The following is a 17,664-nucleotide window of genomic DNA, read 5'->3' on the forward strand; positions in this document are numbered from 1 at the left end:
CTTGAAGACTTTGCCCGGGTCTGGGCTTAGCAAAGGCTCCAAGTCGTGCCCACATTGTTCCAGCCAAATTTTCTTTGCTATGGAGGACGGCATCCAATATTGACTAAAATTCTAAATCGGTTGTCTTCCACCCTCTATCTAAGATTTTCTTATTTTACCCTTACCAAATCATCAAGACCGCGCCACTACTGGGATGCTATAACTTATATATGCTTTAGAAACGGTAAGAAATGTAACAGAGGTGACTTTTTGGCTGAAGTAAAAACTAGAAAAAAGAAATATCTCCATGAAGTGGACCTGATGCGTGTTCTTTTCATTGGCGGGGTGTTGTTGAATCATACAACGACCGCCTTTAGAAATAATGTCGGCAGTGGGTCAGGTAGTGAATTGTTCTTAGAAGCTTCTCACTTGGCACTTCACTTTACCAGAATGGGTTTCATGTTTATGACAGGACTGGTTTTGGTACTAAATTATTACAATAAAGAACATCATTGGCTGAAGTTTTGGAAGAAACGTTATATCAGCGTTGGGATTCCTTATATTGGTTGGAATGCCATTATGATGTGGTTCACGACTATTACAGCTGGGGTTGCCTTGAATTGGCCTAATTACTTCCAGAATTTATTTGATGCAATTATTCATGGTAACAAATTTTACATGTACTACATTATTGTTACTTTCCAGTTGTATTTGATTTTTCCATTGTTGGTGTACATGTTTAAGAAATTTAAGAATCATCATTTGGCTGTTTTAACTGTTAGTGCCATCTTACAACTACTCTTAGTAATTGGAATTAAATATTGGTTGCCAGGAGTTGATCGTGACAGTTGGTGGTATTTATTTAGAGCCTATGGATTAAACATTTTAGTATATCAATTTTACTTTATTGCTGGCGCCTTCGTGGCCATTCACTATGATTAAGTAGATCGTTTTATCGAAAAAAATCACCGTATGATCGGCTGGTCAACTTTGGCTTTAGCAATTAGTACAGTCGCATTATTCTTTGGAAATATCAATATTTTGAAACTTAGTTTGAGTGCCAGTTTATCAATTCATCAACCATTAATTTTTATTTATGACACGTTTATGATTGCATTTGTCTTCTGGATTGGTCGTCAATATGCTCATGCTAGAAATCATGGTTTTCCAAATTGGTTAGAAAAAATTATTAAAAATATGTCAAAAGTTTCCTTTGGGATTTATTTAGTCCAAACAATTCCGGTAACAATGCTTTATGGAATATTGAATATGATCCATTTACCTTCAATCGTGACGTTGTTGTTATTGCCATTCGGTTACGTTTTCGTGTTAGGAGGATCATTCTTAATTTCTTGGTTCTGTTACAAGGTGCCACCATTTGGAATTTTGATTGGACGCCCACAACACATATTTAGTGCAAAAAAAGCTAAAGGAGTAGTTGAAAATGTCAAAAATAACGAATCAATTAAACAAGCAGTTAAGGAATAATATGAATCAAGAAATAATTAAGGATGAAAAACGAAATCGTTGGTATAAAGGCTTTGAAGTTGCTGATGATGTTCGGATGTTGCGAGAGGAATTTTTAGACTTACACATCGGATATGGTGACGTGGTTCTAGTTTGCTTGGCCAATACCGCAGCTTATCCCTTAATAACACAAGCGCTTTGGGAAGTTGGAGCCGTGATGCATCCAGTCGCTGCCACAACACCAGAAAAGGAATTGCAACAAGAATTAAAAGAACATGATTATGTGGCTTCTATCGTTGGACAAACATTAGTTGATGCGGCTTTAGATGATCGTGTGGCGATTGTTTCAGCTTTACATTTGCAAACTTATTCTTTATTACATATCATTCGCGACCGTAGTTTGATGGGGCACGATGCCAGAATCCCTGAAGAAGATGATTTGGCTTTGATTATGAATACTTCTGGAACTACTGGTAAGCCCAAACGTGTTGGCTTGACGCATAGAATCTTGTTAAATGGTGTCAAACATGATATTGAAAGCCACAAGATGACATCTGAAGATACTAGTTTGTTGGTTATGCCGATGTTTCATATCAATGCTCAAGCCGTAGTGATTTTGGCAACTAGATTATCTGGTGGCAAGTTAGTAATTGCTGAAAAATTCAGTGCATCTAAGTTTTGGAACCAAGTTAGAAATAATGATGTTACTTGGGTATCAGTCGTACCAACTATCGTCAATATTTTGTTAATCAATCAAAAAGCTAATGAAAGTTATAGTGATGATATTAGATTACGTTTTGTTAGATGTTCATCATTTGCTTTGCCACTCGATAAATTGACTGCCTTCCAAACTCGTTTCCATACGAGAATTTTGGAAGGATATGGGATGACGGAAACTGCTAGCCAATGTACGATCAATCCATTTGATGCACCAAAAGTTGGTTCAGCTGGAAAGCCATTTGAAACTGACTTAGGAATTATGGTTAATGACCAAATTACTAAACGTCCTAAACAAATCGGTGAAATTGTTGTCCGTGGTGACCATGTTATTAGTGATTACTTAGATCCACATCCGGACTCGTTCAAAGATGGTTGGTTCTTAACTGGTGATTTAGGATATTTGGACGAAGACGGCTACTTGTTCGTTAAAGGACGCAAAAAAGACATCATCAACCATGGTGGCGAAAAAGTTGCTCCCGCCCAAGTTGAAAATGTCTTGAGTCAATTGAGTTTTGTTAAAGAAGTTTCCGTTATTGGTACACCAGATACGCTATATGGTGAAGCAGTGACGGCAGTTGTGATCAGTAATGGCGAACAAGATGAAGAATTAGAACGTCAAAAAATCATTGCTCATGCTAAAGAAACTTTAGCTACTTATGAACAGCCGACGAGAATTTTCTTCGTGAAGGATTATCCACGTAATGCTACAGGTAAAGTTATTCGTTTGAAATTACGCCAACAAGTTATGTCAACGTTAGTTAGGAGTGCTGGATGAGTAAGAAAAAGAGAAATTTAAAAAAATTATTGATCAGTGTCGTCTTAGTCTTTTGGGCAGCGATTGCCATTTATGGTTTTAAACAGACTGATGCCGGGGCTGCTACTTCTGGATTAGAAACAGTGACGATTGGATATCAAAAAGGTGATCCGTTCGATATCGCCAAACAACGCGGTGAATTTTCTAAGAAGATGGAGAAGAAAGGCTATAAAGTAGTCTTTAAAGAATTCTCTGATGGAAATTCTCTAATGCAAGCGTTGAAAGCTGGTAGTGTCGACTATGCTAGAACCGGTGATACACCTCCAGTTTCAGCACTTTCAACTGGTACTAAACTGACTTATGTTGCTGCCAGTTCATCGAAGGCTAAAGGCTCTGGTATCTTGGTTAAGAAATCTTCAAGCATTTCTTCAATTGAAGATTTGAAAGGTAAGAAAGTTGCCTATACTAAAGGAACTAGTTCTCAATACATGTTGCTAGCAGCCTTGAAGAAAGCCGGTCTGAGTGCTGATGACATCACTTGGGTCAACATGGATCAATCTAGTGCTAGTGTAGCCTTTTCTAAAGGGAAGGTTGATGCCTGGGCAACTTGGGATCCATACACAGCTCAAGCGCAATTGACACAAAATGCTAAGTTAGTGACAAATGGTGTTGGAATTACCAACAATCGTGATTACATTTTAACAACGCAAAGTTATGCCAAGAAGAATACTGAAATTTCGAAGTGTTTGATTAAGTATCTACAAGAAGATATGACATGGGCTAACAACAATCACAGTGAGTTGATTACGATGATGAGTAAGTCGTTGAAAGTTTCCAAGTCGGTCGTTAAGAAGATGGTAGAACGTCGAACTTATGGAATCAGTACAATGAATAACACGTATGCTAAAGAAGAACAAAAGATTGCTGATTTATTTTATGAAGAAGGTTTGATTGAAAATAAAGTTACAGTTAGCGATTCTGGAGATTATAAGTAATAAATGAGACGGCCGCTTGGTCGTCTTTTTTTGCTATTAAATGTAACGATGATATAACGATAAAATTCACTTTACCAATCAAAAGCAACCGTCAACTTCTAGTTAAATTATCTCCGTCAAGATAAAATATTAAGTAATCAAAGGGGGATTTTTCGATGAAAATTGGTTTGCAACTACAACAACAGCGAATACGTCACAACATGTCACAAAATGATCTAGCCGAAAAACTAAATATTTCTCGACAATCGATTTCTAAATGGGAGAATGGTGGCAGTTTGCCTAGTTTTAATAATGTAGTGGCAATCAGTGATCTGTTTGATATTTCCTTAGATGAGTTGATTCGAGGAGATGAAGAATTGATGAATAAGTTTAAAGATGACGGAAAGATAAGATTAAATCATGTTGAAACTATTATTTTTGGCGGAATTGGCTTAGGAATTATTGGTTTATTTCTTTTAAAGCAATTTAATGTGACTAATAGTGCAATTAATATTGGGATGTCAATTTTAGAAATAGTTAGTCTGCTGGGTCTCTTAATGAATATTAAATGGAAGTATATTGATCGTAGTCTCAATAAAAGAGCAGTATTTTTTGGTATTATTTTGTTAGCACTATTCGTAATTGATTTTTTGATCAGTTTTTGGTTGGGATTTAAGGATTAATAGTAAAACTTCTAATGATAATTAAAGGATTTAATAAATATCGTTGTTCTGAATAAAAATGACACTGTGAATTAACACAATGTCATTTTTTAGTTGTTATCACTATCTGAAAAATCCAATATTGGTAAAGTCATTGCTGGAAAACCGCTGGCAGAAGTCATCATCGAAACCATTGGTCTTAAATATGACAATAAAATTGAAGCTCCATCTGTTTGTAACAATTGTAAGGCGTCACTATGAGGAAGAAGCTCAGAGACTTGAAAAAGCGTCATGATTCTAGCAGTAATCGTATAAGGAACATTGTCGTTCTCTTGATTGATGAAGATAGTTAAGTAAACAGGGATGTCGTCATTCCAGTCGATCTCTTCTTCACTAGGCATTTCTACTAAGGTACCAATGTCAGCGGAATCGAAGTCATTTTCAAAATCAAAATCGTCATTAACTTGGAAATCAAATTTTAGAACGGTAGGATTATCAAACTGTAAATACTTACTAGTCATATTCATAAGCTTTTTCTCCAGTCATTTCTTACAATACTAGCATGGTTCCTAATTATTAACATTAATTTAGGTACAATATTTAATCAAAAAAAATCCTGAAATATCTATTTTCGATGTAATAGATAATTTCAGGATTTTTTTGATTAAGCAGTCTGTTGTTGTACTTCGGGTTCTTCCAAGATTTCACCAAGAACTCGATCAGCGACGATACCAATTTGACCAGCGTTGCGATTCTTAGGGCAATCTTCTTCATATGTATTAGTTGAATCTTTCATGACGACGATACGATCAGCCATGCGTGCAGCTTCTTCGACATCGTGGGTAACTAAGATAGTCGTTAGATTTTGTTTCTTGCAAATATCTAAAATTAAATCCTGCATCTTGCGTCTTGTCAAAGCGTCCAAAGCTCCTAAAGGTTCATCCAATAATAAAATTTTAGGATGACTCATTAAAGCTCTAGCTAAGGCGACACGTTGTTTTTGACCACCAGATAATTGGTTAGGGAAGTGATCAGCATAGTCTCCCAGTTCAACTAAATCGAGTAATTCTTTGGCATGCGCTTTAGTATTTTTATCTTTTGAACCAAAGGATAAATTGTCTAAAACGGACATCCAGGGAAGTAATCTATCTTCTTGGAACATTACACGAATCAAAGATTTTGTATCGGTTGAATTGATTTGGACTGAACCGCTCGTAGGTTTTTCCAATCCAGCGATGAGGCGTAGCAAGGTACTCTTACCACCACCACTCATACCAACTAAGGCGATGAATTCACCTTGATTGATATCTAAATTTACATCGTGTAAAGCAGTTAAATTATTATAAGTTTTATTTACGTTTTTAATTGTAATCATTGAATTATTCATTAAGCATTGCTCCTTCCAGTATTTTGCCAATCTAATAAGAGACTTTCAAAACTTTTGGCAACTAAATCAGAAATTTTACCAAGTACGGCATAGACGACGATACATAAAATAACGGTTTCCATATCGACGAAGTCTTCCGCATTGTTGGCCATATATCCGATACCTGAACTAGCTGAGATAGTTTCAGCAACGATCAAAGTAGTCCACATTACACCTAAGGCATAACGAATACCAACGAGAATTTGTGGTAAAGCAGCTGGGAAAATAATTTTGAAAAACATTTGGCGTTTCGAAAGTTCGTATGATTCACCCATTTCAATCAAATCTGGATCGACTGAACGGATTCCATGGAAAGTATTGATATAGACAGGAAACATCGTTCCAATCGCAACTAGTGAAATCTTGGCTGATTCATTGATACCTAACCAAAGAATGATTAATGGAATCAAAGCCAAATGGGGGATATTACGAAACATTTGAATTGAAGAATCAAATAATAAGCGACAAGTGTTGGACATACCATTGATAAAGCCAAGAATAAAACCAACACCACCACCGATTAAGAGACCAACAGTAGCTCTATAAAGACTGATACTGAGATTTTTAGGTAGTTCTCCAGATTGCGTTAGTTTAATACCATCTTGAAGAACAGCTAGAGGTGAGGGTAAAACTGAACTTGATAACCAACCGAGTGTACTACTAACTTGCCAAAACAAAATTACGATAATAGGAATTAAGAAAGGCAAAATTTTATCGACTGGCAGATTGATTTTCTTACGTGTCGTCGTTAAAGTCACAGGTTTTTGCATCGGTTAGGCCTCCTTTTGTTGTTGAACCACTTCTTGAGCTAGAAGTGTACGTTGAATTTTTCCCGTCGCATTCTTAGGCAATTCAGTACTAAAAATGTACTTTGTGGGACGTTCAACAGGTAATAATTGCTCATTTGCTAATTCGTTCAACAACGCCAATTGGTGGCGATGATCATGACTGAGTTTCTTAGGGACAATAACGGCGGTGACAGTTTCACCATAAATTAAATCGGGAGTACCAACGACGGCTACTTCACGGATAAATTTCAAGTTGTGTAAGCAATCTTCGACGGCTAGTGGATTAACATTTTTACCACCGCGAATGATCATTTCTTTACTACGACCGGCGATGTGTAAGTAATCGTTATCGTCTAGTGAACCAAGGTCTCCGGTCAATAACCAACCATCGTGGAAAGCTTCGGGTTGAGGGTCCAAATAATGAGTAATGACGCTGTCGCCTTTGAGAGCAATTTGTCCGATTTTGTTCTTTCCGACTTCATGATAGTTATTATCGAAAATTTTGATTTGTGTACCAACTACTTTACCAACCGTTTTTTGAATTGGTTTTTCGAGTGGATTTTGGGCAATTTGACTAGCAGCTTCAGTCATACCATAACTTTCAATTAGTGGAATATCGAAGCGGTGCTTAAATTGTGCATGGATGCTTGGGAGGAGAGGGGCTGAAGCAGTCCGGAGAAATCGCAAGTTAGTGTGAGTTGGTTGTTCATCACGTTGCAATAAGATGGCGATGATGGCTGGCGTTAATGACACCCAAGTTACCTTTTCACTACTAACTTCCTTCCAGAAAAGATGAGCACTGAATTTGGGACGGAATAATAATTGTCCGTGAGATAAACGAGTAGCTAGATTAGAAATAACCATGGCATTGATATGAAACATTGGCATTAAGATAAAAGTGCTATCTTGATCCGTTAGTTTTTCACTATCGATGACGTTAAAAGCTCCGGCTAAAAGTTGCTTGTGAGTTAGACCAACTCGTTTAGGTTTGCCAGTAGTACCAGAAGTATGCATAATCAATGCGATTTGGTCATCTTCCGGTGTTTCTGCCAAATGAGCGATGTGTTTATTACGAACGAAGATTTGTACTTCTGATTCGTGTAAAGTTGTCAAACGAGGTTGGTTAGTAAAAATATCGTTTAAGAATTTTAATTCTTTAACATCTGAATCAAAAATAATAGCTGAATAATGATATTGATCTTCAAGTTCACTGATTTGAATTTCAGTAGCAGCAGGATTCAAGGTTTGAACGATACTACCAATTTCCCAAAGACTTTGAATAACTAATGAGTAAGTAACTGAATTTGTTAAGCTAACTAAAACGATATCGTTGTGGCCGATACCTTTATTTTTCCAATAATTTTTCCATACGTTTTTTTCTAAGTTAAGTTCACTGCCAGTGTACCAATGCTGATTTGCATCTTGCATTAAAGGACGAGTAGCGCCAGCAATTAATTGTTGTTGTAATCTTTCAGTAAGTTCTGACATAAGTAAGTCACCATGTCCTTTCGATTGAATAAACATAGTCTACAATCATTGAGGTGAGGTAACTACTTAGGTTTGGTAAGGGTTTAATAAGAATTTCTTAGAAAGATAGTGGTGTAGTGTAAAATACCGTCTTCCGCACAAGCCCTGTGATTGGCTGGAACGCTGCCGACGCAACTTGTAGCCTTTGCTAAGCCCAAGACCGGGCAAAGTCTTCAAGCTCGACCTTTCACTAGGCAATAAATTGCCAAGAGAAATTTCACTACTGAGCCAATTTTCTTTGCTATTCCGGACTAAATAGTGGTTTTATTTTTGATTTTAGGTAAATAAAAAGCATCTATCCAATCTGGATAGGTGCCGTTTTTGAATCTAGTCGTCCGAAAAATCCTTGTAATTTTTATTATTGGCAATAATTTAAGGACGGCGTCACAGTTATATATTTACTTATCTGCATCAAATTCAATTTTAAAAATAGAACCGCGTGGTTGGTTATCGAGAACTTTAATCAAACCGTTATTCAATTTAACTAATTGTGAAACGATTGATAATCCCAGACCACTTCCTTTGATTTCGGTCGAATGAGAAGTGTCGACTCGGTAAAATCTTTGGAAAATGAGTTGCTTTTGATCGTCAGGAATACCGATACCTTGGTCAGCTACTGATAAATCTACTTTTGAACCATTTTGTTTAAGTGACAATTTGATTGGAGTATTATCTGGCGAATACTTGTTAGCATTATCTAACAATGCTACTGTAACTTGTTTCAAAGCATCGACATTGCCCAAAATGTGTATGTTAGGTTGAATATCTAAGTTTAATTTTTGAGCAATTGTTTTTTTATATTGTTGACCGATACTGTTGGTGATTTCTGATAAGTCAATTTTTTCTAAAACTAATTCTGCTCGATCGGCTCGAGATAAGTGGAGTAAGTTTTCAATTAGATGTTGCATCCGCAAAGATTCTTCATCGATATAGCCTAAAGACTCGGGAATCACTTCGGGATGTTTGTCACCGTGGCGCTTAATCAAATTTAAATTACCGCGCACAGCTGCAATTGGTGTTCTCAATTCGTGCGAAGCGTTAGAAACAAAATCTCTTTCTCGTTGCAGGCGTTTGTTTTGGGTATCGAGCAATTCATTGAAGGCATCGCCCAATTCTTTGATTTCTTGAGGGCTAGTTGGGACTGTTAATTTAGGTTGATCGAAGTCTGGGTCCTTAGTCGTGCTGCGAGTTTCGTTGACTAAGTCAATTGTTGGCGCACTGAGTTTCTCCGCTAAACGTTGGGCCCACCATGTACCGAATCCTAGAGTGACGAAAACGATGATACTGATTAAAATCAATAACAAAATCAAACTGTTGATCAAACGAGATAGGCTAGTCCACAGTTGATAAGTCGTATCGTTGTCCTTTTTTTGATAGAACAAGAAGAATCCAAAATTTTGAACGTAGACGATGTGCTGCCCTGGAAAAATACTGAATTTATGTTGGTTGATGAATTTTTTAGAAGCTGAAGTCGTCATGATTTGTTGACCGGCTCGATCCGAAGCTGCTGTGATAGATGATTTCTTAGTTTTGACTCGAATAACCGTATTTTGTTTTGTGTGGCGATTGTTTTGATTGCTCCATTGAATGAAACCGGGAACGTCGTCAATATTAGAAAAGTACAAACTCATCATTTGACCACGTGCTTCATGGACAGTTTGCGAATATTGCTGTACGCCAACTACTACCAAAATCAAAGCGCTGATAGCTAATGTAATGATGATAACTAATTTACGAATTGCGTTGTTTATCAGTTCTTGATAGGTCAGAGACTTTTTCTTCGTCATTTGTTAACATCCTCAAGCGAATAACCAACACCACGAATTGTTTGAATCAACGGTTTATCGTTTTTGCCATCAACTTTGTTTCGTAAATATCCTACATATACATCGACCACATTTTGTTGACCAAGAAAATCTTCACCCCAAACGTTGTCGAGCAATTCGTCACGAGTAAATACTTTGCCGATATTTTGTAGGAAGAACAGCAATAAATCATATTCACGACGGGTTAATTGCACGTTTTCGTTGTTACGAGTGACTTGGTGTGATTTGGTATTTAAAGTTAAATCAGCGATTTGATAAGTTTGGTCAGGTTCAGACATATTTTGAGCACGACGTTTAATGACACGAACTCGAGCTAGTAATTCTTCAATTTCAAAAGGCTTAGTAATGTAGTCATCTGCACCATTATCTAATCCGGCAACTTTATCACCAACGTAATCTCTGGCCGTCATAACGATTACAGGAACTTGGTCGTGCTTTCTGATTCGACGTAAAACTTCCATACCGTCTAATTTTGGCAACATCCAATCCAATAAAATCAATAACAAATCATTTTGATGTTTTTCATAGAGATCTAAAGCTTCAATTCCGTCATTAGCGACGATGACATCAAAATCCTCAAATTGGAGTTCTTTACTAACATAACTGGAAAGACTGCGCTCATCTTCGACAATTAAAATTGTATTTTTCATTAATAAAATCTCCCAAACAATATTTTCTATAATTATAGTAGCAATTTTACCTTAATACTAACTAAACTTTCTAATGCGTAATAATTACTAATTATGTTACACTACAATACAATGGATTAGTTAGAAAAGGTGAGATAAGTGGATAAAGCAATTGAAGTTTTGAAAAAAAACCATTATAAAGTAACTAAACAGCGCAAAGATTTATTAGAATTTCTCAGTAAATTTACCGTTCAATACGTATCAATCAACGATATTGCTGACTATATGCGTTCCTTGTATCCTGGAGTAAGTAATAATACGATTTACCGTAATTTAAAAGAATTTGAAGAAATTGGTTTGGTTGAATCCCAAGAAAAAGATAAGACTTTAGTGAAATATCAATGTGATTTTGAGCATCGTCATCATCACCACTTCGTCTGTAAGAATTGTGGCAAAGTCACTGAATTAAAAGCTTGTCCAATCGAGTTTTTCACTGATCAATTACCAGGCTATACAGTCGAAGGACACGCTTTGGAAGTATACGGACTTTGTGCCGATTGTACAAAAAAATTGAAGGCTAAATAAAAGCATCTATTGGATAAAATAGTCCAACTGACTATTGTCTAATAGATGTTTTTAAATTCTATTGAAAAAATAAATCACTATCTAGTCCGGAATATAACATTAATCAACATGGAAAAAATGTTAAATAGTAAAATTTATCATTTACTTTTTAAAGACATTAGTTTAGGGTTAAATAGTAACTTTTATTGTTTAAGGAGAATTTCTTATGTTTTCTAAGGGAAAAAAATTTATTGGAATTATTTTAGGATTGATTTTTATTGTAGTTTTAGCGGGATGTACTAATAAGAAGACTAGTACTTCCTCAGACAAACTAAATATTGTCACAACGACTGATTTTTACGGTGAAGTTGCTAAGAAGATTGTCGGTAACAAGGGTAGCGTTACTTCAATTATTAGTAATCCTGCCGTTGATCCTCATGATTTTGAACCAACAACCAAAACGGCTCAAATTGTTAGTAAAGCTGATGTTACAGTTGCCAACGGTTTGGGATACGATTCATGGATGAATAAACTAGACAAGCAAGACGGAACATATATCAAAATTGGTGAGGATGTCATGAATAAAAAGACTGGCGATAATCCTCATATTTGGTACAATCCGCAGACGATGCCCAAATATGCACAATATTTGGCTAACGAATTATCTAAGCAACAACCTAAGAATAAAAAGTATTTTCAACAAAATGCTAAAAAGTACATAGCTTCGTTGAAACCTGTGAAAAATGAGTTAGCAAAACTTAAGACAGCTTCGCAAAAAGTAACTAATAAAGAAGTTTATGTCAGTGAACCAGTTTTTGATTATTCAATTAAGGCAACTGGGTTCAAAGTAGGTAACAAAGAGTTTGAAAAGGCTGTTGAAAATGGAACTGACCCAACACCTCAAACGATTAAAACTATGCAAGACAATATTAAAGCTAAAAAAATTGCTTTCTTTGTTTTAAATATTCAAACAGACAGCAAGCTAGTTAATAATTTGGTTGATTTAGCAAAGAAAAATGATATTCCGGTTCTAGAAGTTACGGAAACATTGCCAAAAGATAAGACTTACACTGAATGGATGTTATCGCAATATCAAGCAATGAATAAAATTTTACAAGGTGAAAAATAATTTTGATTGAAGCAAAAAATTTAACTAAGCGTTTTGGAAACCAATTAGTTTTTCAAAATGTTAATTTTAAAATAAATCAGGGCGATTTTTTAAGCCTAATCGGACCTAATGGATCTGGAAAAACCACTTTAGTCAAAATACTAATGGGGTTAGAGCCAAAAACTAGTGGCGAATTAAACTTCGATCACAAGCAGACAATCGGCTATGTTCCACAATTTCGAAACATCGATAACGATTATCCACTAAGTATCGAAGCTTTTATCCGACTTAATTTGAAATTTACGTTCAGTCCAACAAAACGTCATCAAAATGACCAATTGATTCAAGAAATTTTAGAGAAGACGGGATTGACTGATTTGAAAGATCGTCCTCTAGGATTAGCTTCTGGTGGTGAAAAGCAAAAAGCTTATTTGGCACAGGCATTGTTGAATGAGCCCAAAATCTTAATTCTTGATGAATCGACAGCTAGTTTAGATGTTGAGGTAAAAATGCAATTGATGGATTTAGTTGCCGAATTAAATAAAAAATATCAATTGACAGTTATTTTCATTACACATGATTATGAATTGACCAAAAAATATACGACTAAGGCACTTTTCTTCCAAAATAAAACTCTGAAGGAAATTCCTATTAGTCATATTTCAGAAAAAATGTTTGAGATGGAGGGATAAAATGTTTGAATATGAATTTATGCGTCAAGCCTTTATCGCCAGTACTTTCATTGCTATTACGGCTGGTATCGTTGGCGTCTTCGTGGTTTCCAGAAATATGTCCTTTCTCTCGCATACTTTGTCAGAAATTGGTTTTGCTGGAGCGTCATTTGGAATTTTGATTGGAATATCTCCTTTAGCAGGGATGATTCTTTTCACGATTATTAGTTCAATAGCAGTTGGTAGTCTAAGTTCAGAAAGTTCACGACGGGAAGCTTCGATTAGTGCTATTTCTTCATTATTTATTGGTTTAGGAATTCTTTTTCTATCATTATCTTCAGAATCGAGTAGTTATGCGACGAATATTTTATTTGGTAGTATCGTTGGTATTAGTGCCAAAGAAGTTCAACAGTTAGTAATTTTGGCAGTAGTAGTAATTGCCATTTTCATAATTTTTTACAAGCCATTGTCATTTGATTCCTTCGACCATATTGGCGCTCGTGCAGCTGGCTTGAAGACTCGTTTGTTATCGATCGCTTTCTTGGTAACTTTAGCTTTGAGTGTCAGTATCGGTGCCCAAATCGTTGGCTCATTGTTAGTCTTCGTGTTATTAACGTTGCCTGGTGCTACAGCTAAGTATTTGGTTCACACGATACCTAAGTTGTTGATGGTTTCAGTGGGATTATCATTGGCTGGTGTTTGGTTAGGCTTGTATCTTGCCTTTATTACCAATTGGCCAGTTACTTTCTTTATTTCTAGTTTTGAAGTTTTAGCTTACTTCTGTGGTTTGACTTATAAAAATTGGAAATTAAATCATTAATATTTAGACAGCAAGAGTTTGGGATATAACATCCGATTTTAAATAAAGCACGATAGAATTTTCTATCGTGTTTTTTGATGTGTCAATTTTGCTATATCAAATGAAGAATAGAAAGTTATAGCTAATTATTGTAAATTACGAAATTGCTTAGGAGTTTTGCCAATTCTTTTTTTAAAAATAGCGATGAAATGACTTGGTTGATTGAATCCCACTTTATTTGCAATATCAGTGATATTGGAGTCTGAATTTTGTAAAAGTATGATTGATTTTTGAAGTCGGTAATCAAGTAAGTATTCGTATGGAGTGATATTAAGTGTTGAATGAAAGCAACGTAAACATTCAGATTTACTAACGTGAGCACTATTAGCGATGGAAGTAATAGTTATTTTTTCCGCAAAATGGTGATGAATGTAATTTAAAAAAATATACATTCTCTCTTTGGTTAGATTATTATTGGGAATATCAGTTGGTAGATCAATGTTTTCTTGCATTAATAACCAAATATTGTGTAGATTTACTAAAACTCGGTAGGGATATAAATCAGAGTTTCTATCGTCAAGCGTGGTTAGTTTTTTCAACAATTTCAAAATTTTTCTATGCCAAGGAATACTAGGCAATAAATGGACAAAGTTAAAATTTTGATTGTTGATTAGTTTATTTACTGTAGTATTTGCAGGACTATTCAAATAAAAATTCAGAAATTTTTCGGGAAAGATGAAACTATGGTAATTAGATTGGGTCGTGGGTTCAATGAGATGAATTTGGTTTTTATTTAAAAATAATCCTTCATTTGAATTTAAAATGATGTTTTTGTTTTCTAATGTGGAAAAGGTAATAGGACCCTTGGAAATAAAAATGAATTGTAGATCCTCATGCCAATGCCAGGTTCGAAAGCCTGGGTTATGTGGAAAAGCCGCTATTCCTTTGACGTTCAAAACCAAATAAGGAAAAGAATTTTTTTGATATAAATTAATAGAATTGATGATATTTTCAGCCATTAGACAATTACCTTGAAGATATTGTGATATTTTTTGATGATTTAATGTGACTATAACATTGAATGATTGGATATGATAATGAGAAGAAAGGAACTTATTATGTTCAATTTTATTTTAATTTTAGTTTTTTTAGGCGGTATTTTCGGTGGCATGATTTCTTCAGTTGCGGGCGGAGCTTCAATAGTTTCTTATCCAATTTTATTGATCAGTGGAGTTCCACCAATTTTTGCTAACATAACTAATCATGGAGCATTGATTTTTGATTATTTGGGAGCAATTTCTTCATCTACTGAGGAATTAAAGGGACATTGGAAACAATCAATTTTCTATGCTATGAGTGCCACAGTTGGAGCAGTATTTGGTACATACTTATTATTGGCTTTTCCTTCAAAGGTATTCGAAAAAGTAGTACCCATTTTTTTAGTTTTATCAGGTATCCTTTTTTTAATTGGAAACAAGAAAAAAAACTCGACAAGGGTAATTCCTAAATTTTTGATTGTTGTCATCATGTTCATGATGGGATGTTATACAGGATATTTTGGTGGTGCTAATGGTGTCATTCTTTTAGCTGCACTGGATTATTTAACTAATGAAAATTTTTTAGTTAATAATGCGATTAAAAATGTAATTTGTGGGTTAGCTAATGTTGTTGCGTTTGTCATTTTTATCTTCAGATCGCAAGTTTATTGGTTACAAGGTATCTTTTTAGCAGCGGGAATGTTGATAGGTGGTTTTTTAGGTCCAAGGATATTACGTCATATATCGATTGTTAAATTACGCTGGGTCATTGCCATATTGGCCTTTATACAAGCAAATTATTTCTTTATTCAATCCTATTAAATGGTGAAAAAGGCTTGAAATCTCTTCCTTTGTTATTTCTAAAAATGTTTTTTGTTATAGTATAGAAGCAAATAAAGTCCAGAAATCATTACGATTTCTGGACCTTATTTTTATCGTCTAGAATTTTTGCCATCATTATTCAAATTAATTATTTATGTGTTCAGCTAATTGAATAATTCGTTGTTTGATGTCATCTCGTGAAGATCTAAAAGCAGTCGCAATTTCTTCATCACTGCCAGTTGCTAGGGCAGGGTCATTAATAGGCCAATGCAACCAACGAGCATTTTGAGGAATAATACATTTATCGCGAGCTTCACCACAAAGGGTAATTACTACTGTTGCTTGTTCAAGAAAATCAGAATCGATTAATTTTGAATACTGTTGCGAAATATCGATTCCATCTTCAGCCATAGTTTTAACAGCCCAGGGATTCAATCCATCGACTCTCACGCCAGCACTTTGAACATTCCAGTCAGGTAAATATTGTTTAGCGTATCCTTCAGCAATTTGACTACGACAAGCGTTGCCACTACACAAAAAATAAATACTCTTAGTCATTTTGCTTAATTCCTAACTTGATCTGACATTCAGGGCATAAACCATAAACTTCCATATGATTACCAGAAATCATATAACCGGAAATCTCGGCCGTTTTTTCTTCAAGGTTCTTTTCGGTATCGCTAAATCCAGGATACGTAACGTCTACAATCCGTCCACAATTTGTACAAATGGCGTGATAGTGGGGTGTGCCGAAGTAATCGTAATGGGTACTTCCATCTCCGTTTTGTAATTCGACGACTAAATGGTGGTCAACAAAAGTGTTCAGCGTATTATAAATTGTAGATGCTCCAATATTAGGTAAATCTTTACTGAGTCCATCGCGGATCGTTTCAACGGTAGGATGATTATGATGACTAACTAAGTATGCCAAAATAATGTGCCGCTGTGGAGTAACTCTGAGCTTATGATCTTTTAGGACTTGTAGTGTTTCTTCCATTACAGCATTACTAGCCATGAGCAATCTTCCTTTCTACCTTAGAATCATTTCAATGTAATTATATGACGAAATTAGAGAGAATACCAAAGAAAACTTCTAAAAACCTTGAAAACGTTTTAAGGAGGTATTTCGTTTACTTTTAAAAAGGTCTGCGTTATTATGTAGTCGTTAACAGATGAGAACCATTCCAATGTAACAAAAAATTAAGGAGTGAGCATCATGCCTAAAGCAAAGAAAAAACAAAGTTTAGCTGAAAAAATCAATGTCATGCGTGCCAGTGTTATGGGTGCCAATGATGGAATTATTTCAATTGCCGGTATTGTTATCGGTGTTGCTAGTGCTCAAAGTAATAATCATGCTATTTTTCTATCAGGTATTGCCGGAATGTTAGCCGGAACAGTTTCAATGGCAATGGGTGAATGGGTATCAGTTAGTACCCAAAGTGATTCTGAAAAAAGAGCGGTAGAAAAAGAATCCGCAGCGTTAGATGGACATTACGATGATGAATTTGATTTCATTCGCAATAAATATCAAGCTACTGGAATCTCTAATGAATTAGCCACTCAAGCTACTAAAGAAATGATGAGTGATGATCCACTCGATGTAGCTGTTCGTGAAAAATATGGCTTTAATCCGAAAGAAAAGACCAGTGCGATTGCTGCAGCGATGGCCTCAATGATTTCTTTCCCAACTGGTTCAATTTTGCCGCTGGTTTCTATTACAATGTTCCCTCAAAGTATTAAGATGATTGCAACTGTCATTGCAGTGATGATTGCTTTGGCAATTACCGGTTATACAGCTGCAGCTTTAGGTGGTGCCAACCGTGGTAAAGCCGTTTTGAGAAATATCGTTTCCGGATTATTGACGATGTTAGTAACTTATTTAATTGGATCTTTATTCGCACATTAAGGAGT

The 17,664-nt window shown here is 35.5% G+C and carries 18 protein-coding genes and 1 pseudogene; 10 read left to right on the forward strand and 9 right to left on the reverse strand.

Annotation, left to right across the window (positions count from 1 at the left end):
- The first annotated feature begins 291 nt into the window (after positions 1-291).
- The 4 genes and pseudogenes from FFM65_RS12470 to FFM65_RS10170 all read left to right on the forward strand — a co-directional run bounded on the left by FFM65_RS12470 (position 292) and on the right by FFM65_RS10170 (position 4,577).
- Positions 292-1,467, forward strand: a pseudogene (locus FFM65_RS12470) (acyltransferase).
- Positions 1,424-2,941 carry an AMP-binding protein gene (locus FFM65_RS10160; RefSeq protein ID WP_119318637.1) on the forward strand — a complete coding sequence of 506 codons (1,518 nt, stop codon included), beginning with the start codon at positions 1,424-1,426 and terminating at the stop codon, positions 2,939-2,941. The pseudogene FFM65_RS12470 and the gene FFM65_RS10160 overlap by 44 nt, the downstream one beginning before the upstream one ends.
- Positions 2,938-3,915: an aliphatic sulfonate ABC transporter substrate-binding protein gene (locus FFM65_RS10165; RefSeq protein WP_162897989.1), complete on the forward strand. Its 978-nt coding sequence runs from the start codon at positions 2,938-2,940 to the stop codon at positions 3,913-3,915. The genes FFM65_RS10160 and FFM65_RS10165 overlap by 4 nt, the downstream gene beginning before the upstream one ends.
- A 155-nt stretch (positions 3,916-4,070) precedes the next feature.
- Complete coding sequence (locus FFM65_RS10170) at positions 4,071-4,577, forward strand: helix-turn-helix domain-containing protein (RefSeq protein WP_119318638.1); 507 nt, start codon at positions 4,071-4,073, stop codon at positions 4,575-4,577.
- An 89-nt stretch (positions 4,578-4,666) separates the two neighbouring features.
- Here FFM65_RS10170 and FFM65_RS10175 read toward each other — a convergent pair whose 3' ends face one another.
- The 6 genes from FFM65_RS10175 to FFM65_RS10200 all read right to left on the reverse strand — a co-directional run bounded on the left by FFM65_RS10175 (position 4,667) and on the right by FFM65_RS10200 (position 10,773).
- Positions 4,667-5,083 (reverse strand): protein-export chaperone SecB, encoded by a 417-nt coding sequence (locus FFM65_RS10175; RefSeq protein ID WP_119318639.1) that lies wholly within the window; start codon positions 5,081-5,083, stop codon positions 4,667-4,669.
- A 137-nt stretch (positions 5,084-5,220) separates the two neighbouring features.
- Positions 5,221-5,943: an ABC transporter ATP-binding protein gene (locus FFM65_RS10180; protein WP_119318640.1), complete on the reverse strand. Its 723-nt coding sequence runs from the start codon at positions 5,941-5,943 to the stop codon at positions 5,221-5,223.
- Positions 5,943-6,752: an ABC transporter permease subunit gene (locus tag FFM65_RS10185; protein ID WP_119318641.1), complete on the reverse strand. Its 810-nt coding sequence runs from the start codon at positions 6,750-6,752 to the stop codon at positions 5,943-5,945. Before FFM65_RS10185 ends, FFM65_RS10180 begins: the two co-directional genes overlap by 1 nt.
- A 3-nt stretch (positions 6,753-6,755) precedes the next feature.
- Positions 6,756-8,258 (reverse strand): AMP-binding protein, encoded by a 1,503-nt coding sequence (locus FFM65_RS10190; RefSeq protein ID WP_119318642.1) that lies wholly within the window; start codon positions 8,256-8,258, stop codon positions 6,756-6,758.
- 437 nt (positions 8,259-8,695) lie between these two features.
- Entirely contained in the window at positions 8,696-10,084 is a 1,389-nt protein-coding gene (locus tag FFM65_RS10195; protein ID WP_119318643.1) for a sensor histidine kinase, read from the reverse strand.
- On the reverse strand, positions 10,081-10,773 hold the full coding sequence (locus FFM65_RS10200; protein WP_119318644.1) for a response regulator transcription factor: 693 nt from the start codon (positions 10,771-10,773) through the stop codon (positions 10,081-10,083). The genes FFM65_RS10195 and FFM65_RS10200 overlap by 4 nt, the downstream gene beginning before the upstream one ends.
- Positions 10,774-10,911: 138 nt before the next feature.
- On the opposite strand from FFM65_RS10200, the gene FFM65_RS10205 reads away from it, so the two are divergent.
- The 4 genes from FFM65_RS10205 to FFM65_RS10220 all read left to right on the forward strand — a co-directional run bounded on the left by FFM65_RS10205 (position 10,912) and on the right by FFM65_RS10220 (position 13,915).
- Positions 10,912-11,337, forward strand: coding sequence for a Fur family transcriptional regulator (locus tag FFM65_RS10205; RefSeq protein ID WP_119318645.1), 426 nt, complete (start codon positions 10,912-10,914; stop codon positions 11,335-11,337).
- A gap of 205 nt (positions 11,338-11,542) precedes the next feature.
- Positions 11,543-12,445 (forward strand): metal ABC transporter solute-binding protein, encoded by a 903-nt coding sequence (locus FFM65_RS10210; protein WP_119318646.1) that lies wholly within the window; start codon positions 11,543-11,545, stop codon positions 12,443-12,445.
- Between the two features lie 2 nt (positions 12,446-12,447).
- Positions 12,448-13,116, forward strand: a complete 669-nt coding sequence (locus tag FFM65_RS10215) for a metal ABC transporter ATP-binding protein (RefSeq protein WP_119318647.1) — start codon at positions 12,448-12,450, stop codon at positions 13,114-13,116.
- A gap of 1 nt (position 13,117) precedes the next feature.
- The gene (locus FFM65_RS10220; RefSeq protein WP_119318648.1) at positions 13,118-13,915 is read left to right on the forward strand and encodes a metal ABC transporter permease; all 798 of its coding nucleotides are present in this window, start codon (positions 13,118-13,120) and stop codon (positions 13,913-13,915) included.
- Positions 13,916-14,040: 125 nt separating this feature from the next.
- Here the strand turns inward: FFM65_RS10220 and FFM65_RS10225 are convergent, their stop codons facing one another.
- Positions 14,041-14,913: an AraC family transcriptional regulator gene (locus FFM65_RS10225; RefSeq protein ID WP_119318649.1), complete on the reverse strand. Its 873-nt coding sequence runs from the start codon at positions 14,911-14,913 to the stop codon at positions 14,041-14,043.
- Positions 14,914-14,991: 78 nt separating this feature from the next.
- Here FFM65_RS10225 and FFM65_RS10230 point away from each other — a divergent pair, with 78 nt between their 5' ends.
- The gene (locus FFM65_RS10230) at positions 14,992-15,753 is read left to right on the forward strand and encodes a sulfite exporter TauE/SafE family protein (RefSeq protein ID WP_245954262.1); all 762 of its coding nucleotides are present in this window, start codon (positions 14,992-14,994) and stop codon (positions 15,751-15,753) included.
- A 144-nt stretch (positions 15,754-15,897) separates the two neighbouring features.
- On the opposite strand, the gene arsC is transcribed toward FFM65_RS10230, so the two are convergent.
- Entirely contained in the window at positions 15,898-16,311 is a 414-nt protein-coding gene (gene arsC, locus FFM65_RS10235) for an arsenate reductase (thioredoxin) (RefSeq protein WP_119318651.1), read from the reverse strand.
- A complete protein-coding gene (locus FFM65_RS10240; protein ID WP_119318652.1) occupies positions 16,304-16,768 on the reverse strand; it encodes a Fur family transcriptional regulator in 465 nt (154 codons plus the stop codon). The genes arsC and FFM65_RS10240 overlap by 8 nt, the downstream gene beginning before the upstream one ends.
- A gap of 201 nt (positions 16,769-16,969) precedes the next feature.
- Between FFM65_RS10240 and FFM65_RS10245 the strand changes: the two genes are divergently transcribed.
- Positions 16,970-17,659 carry a VIT1/CCC1 transporter family protein gene (locus FFM65_RS10245; protein WP_119318653.1) on the forward strand — a complete coding sequence of 230 codons (690 nt, stop codon included), beginning with the start codon at positions 16,970-16,972 and terminating at the stop codon, positions 17,657-17,659.
- Positions 17,660-17,664 lie beyond the last annotated feature (5 nt).

This window comes from Companilactobacillus formosensis, from assembly GCF_005405305.1.
In the GTDB taxonomy this organism is placed as follows: domain Bacteria; phylum Bacillota; class Bacilli; order Lactobacillales; family Lactobacillaceae; genus Companilactobacillus; species Companilactobacillus formosensis.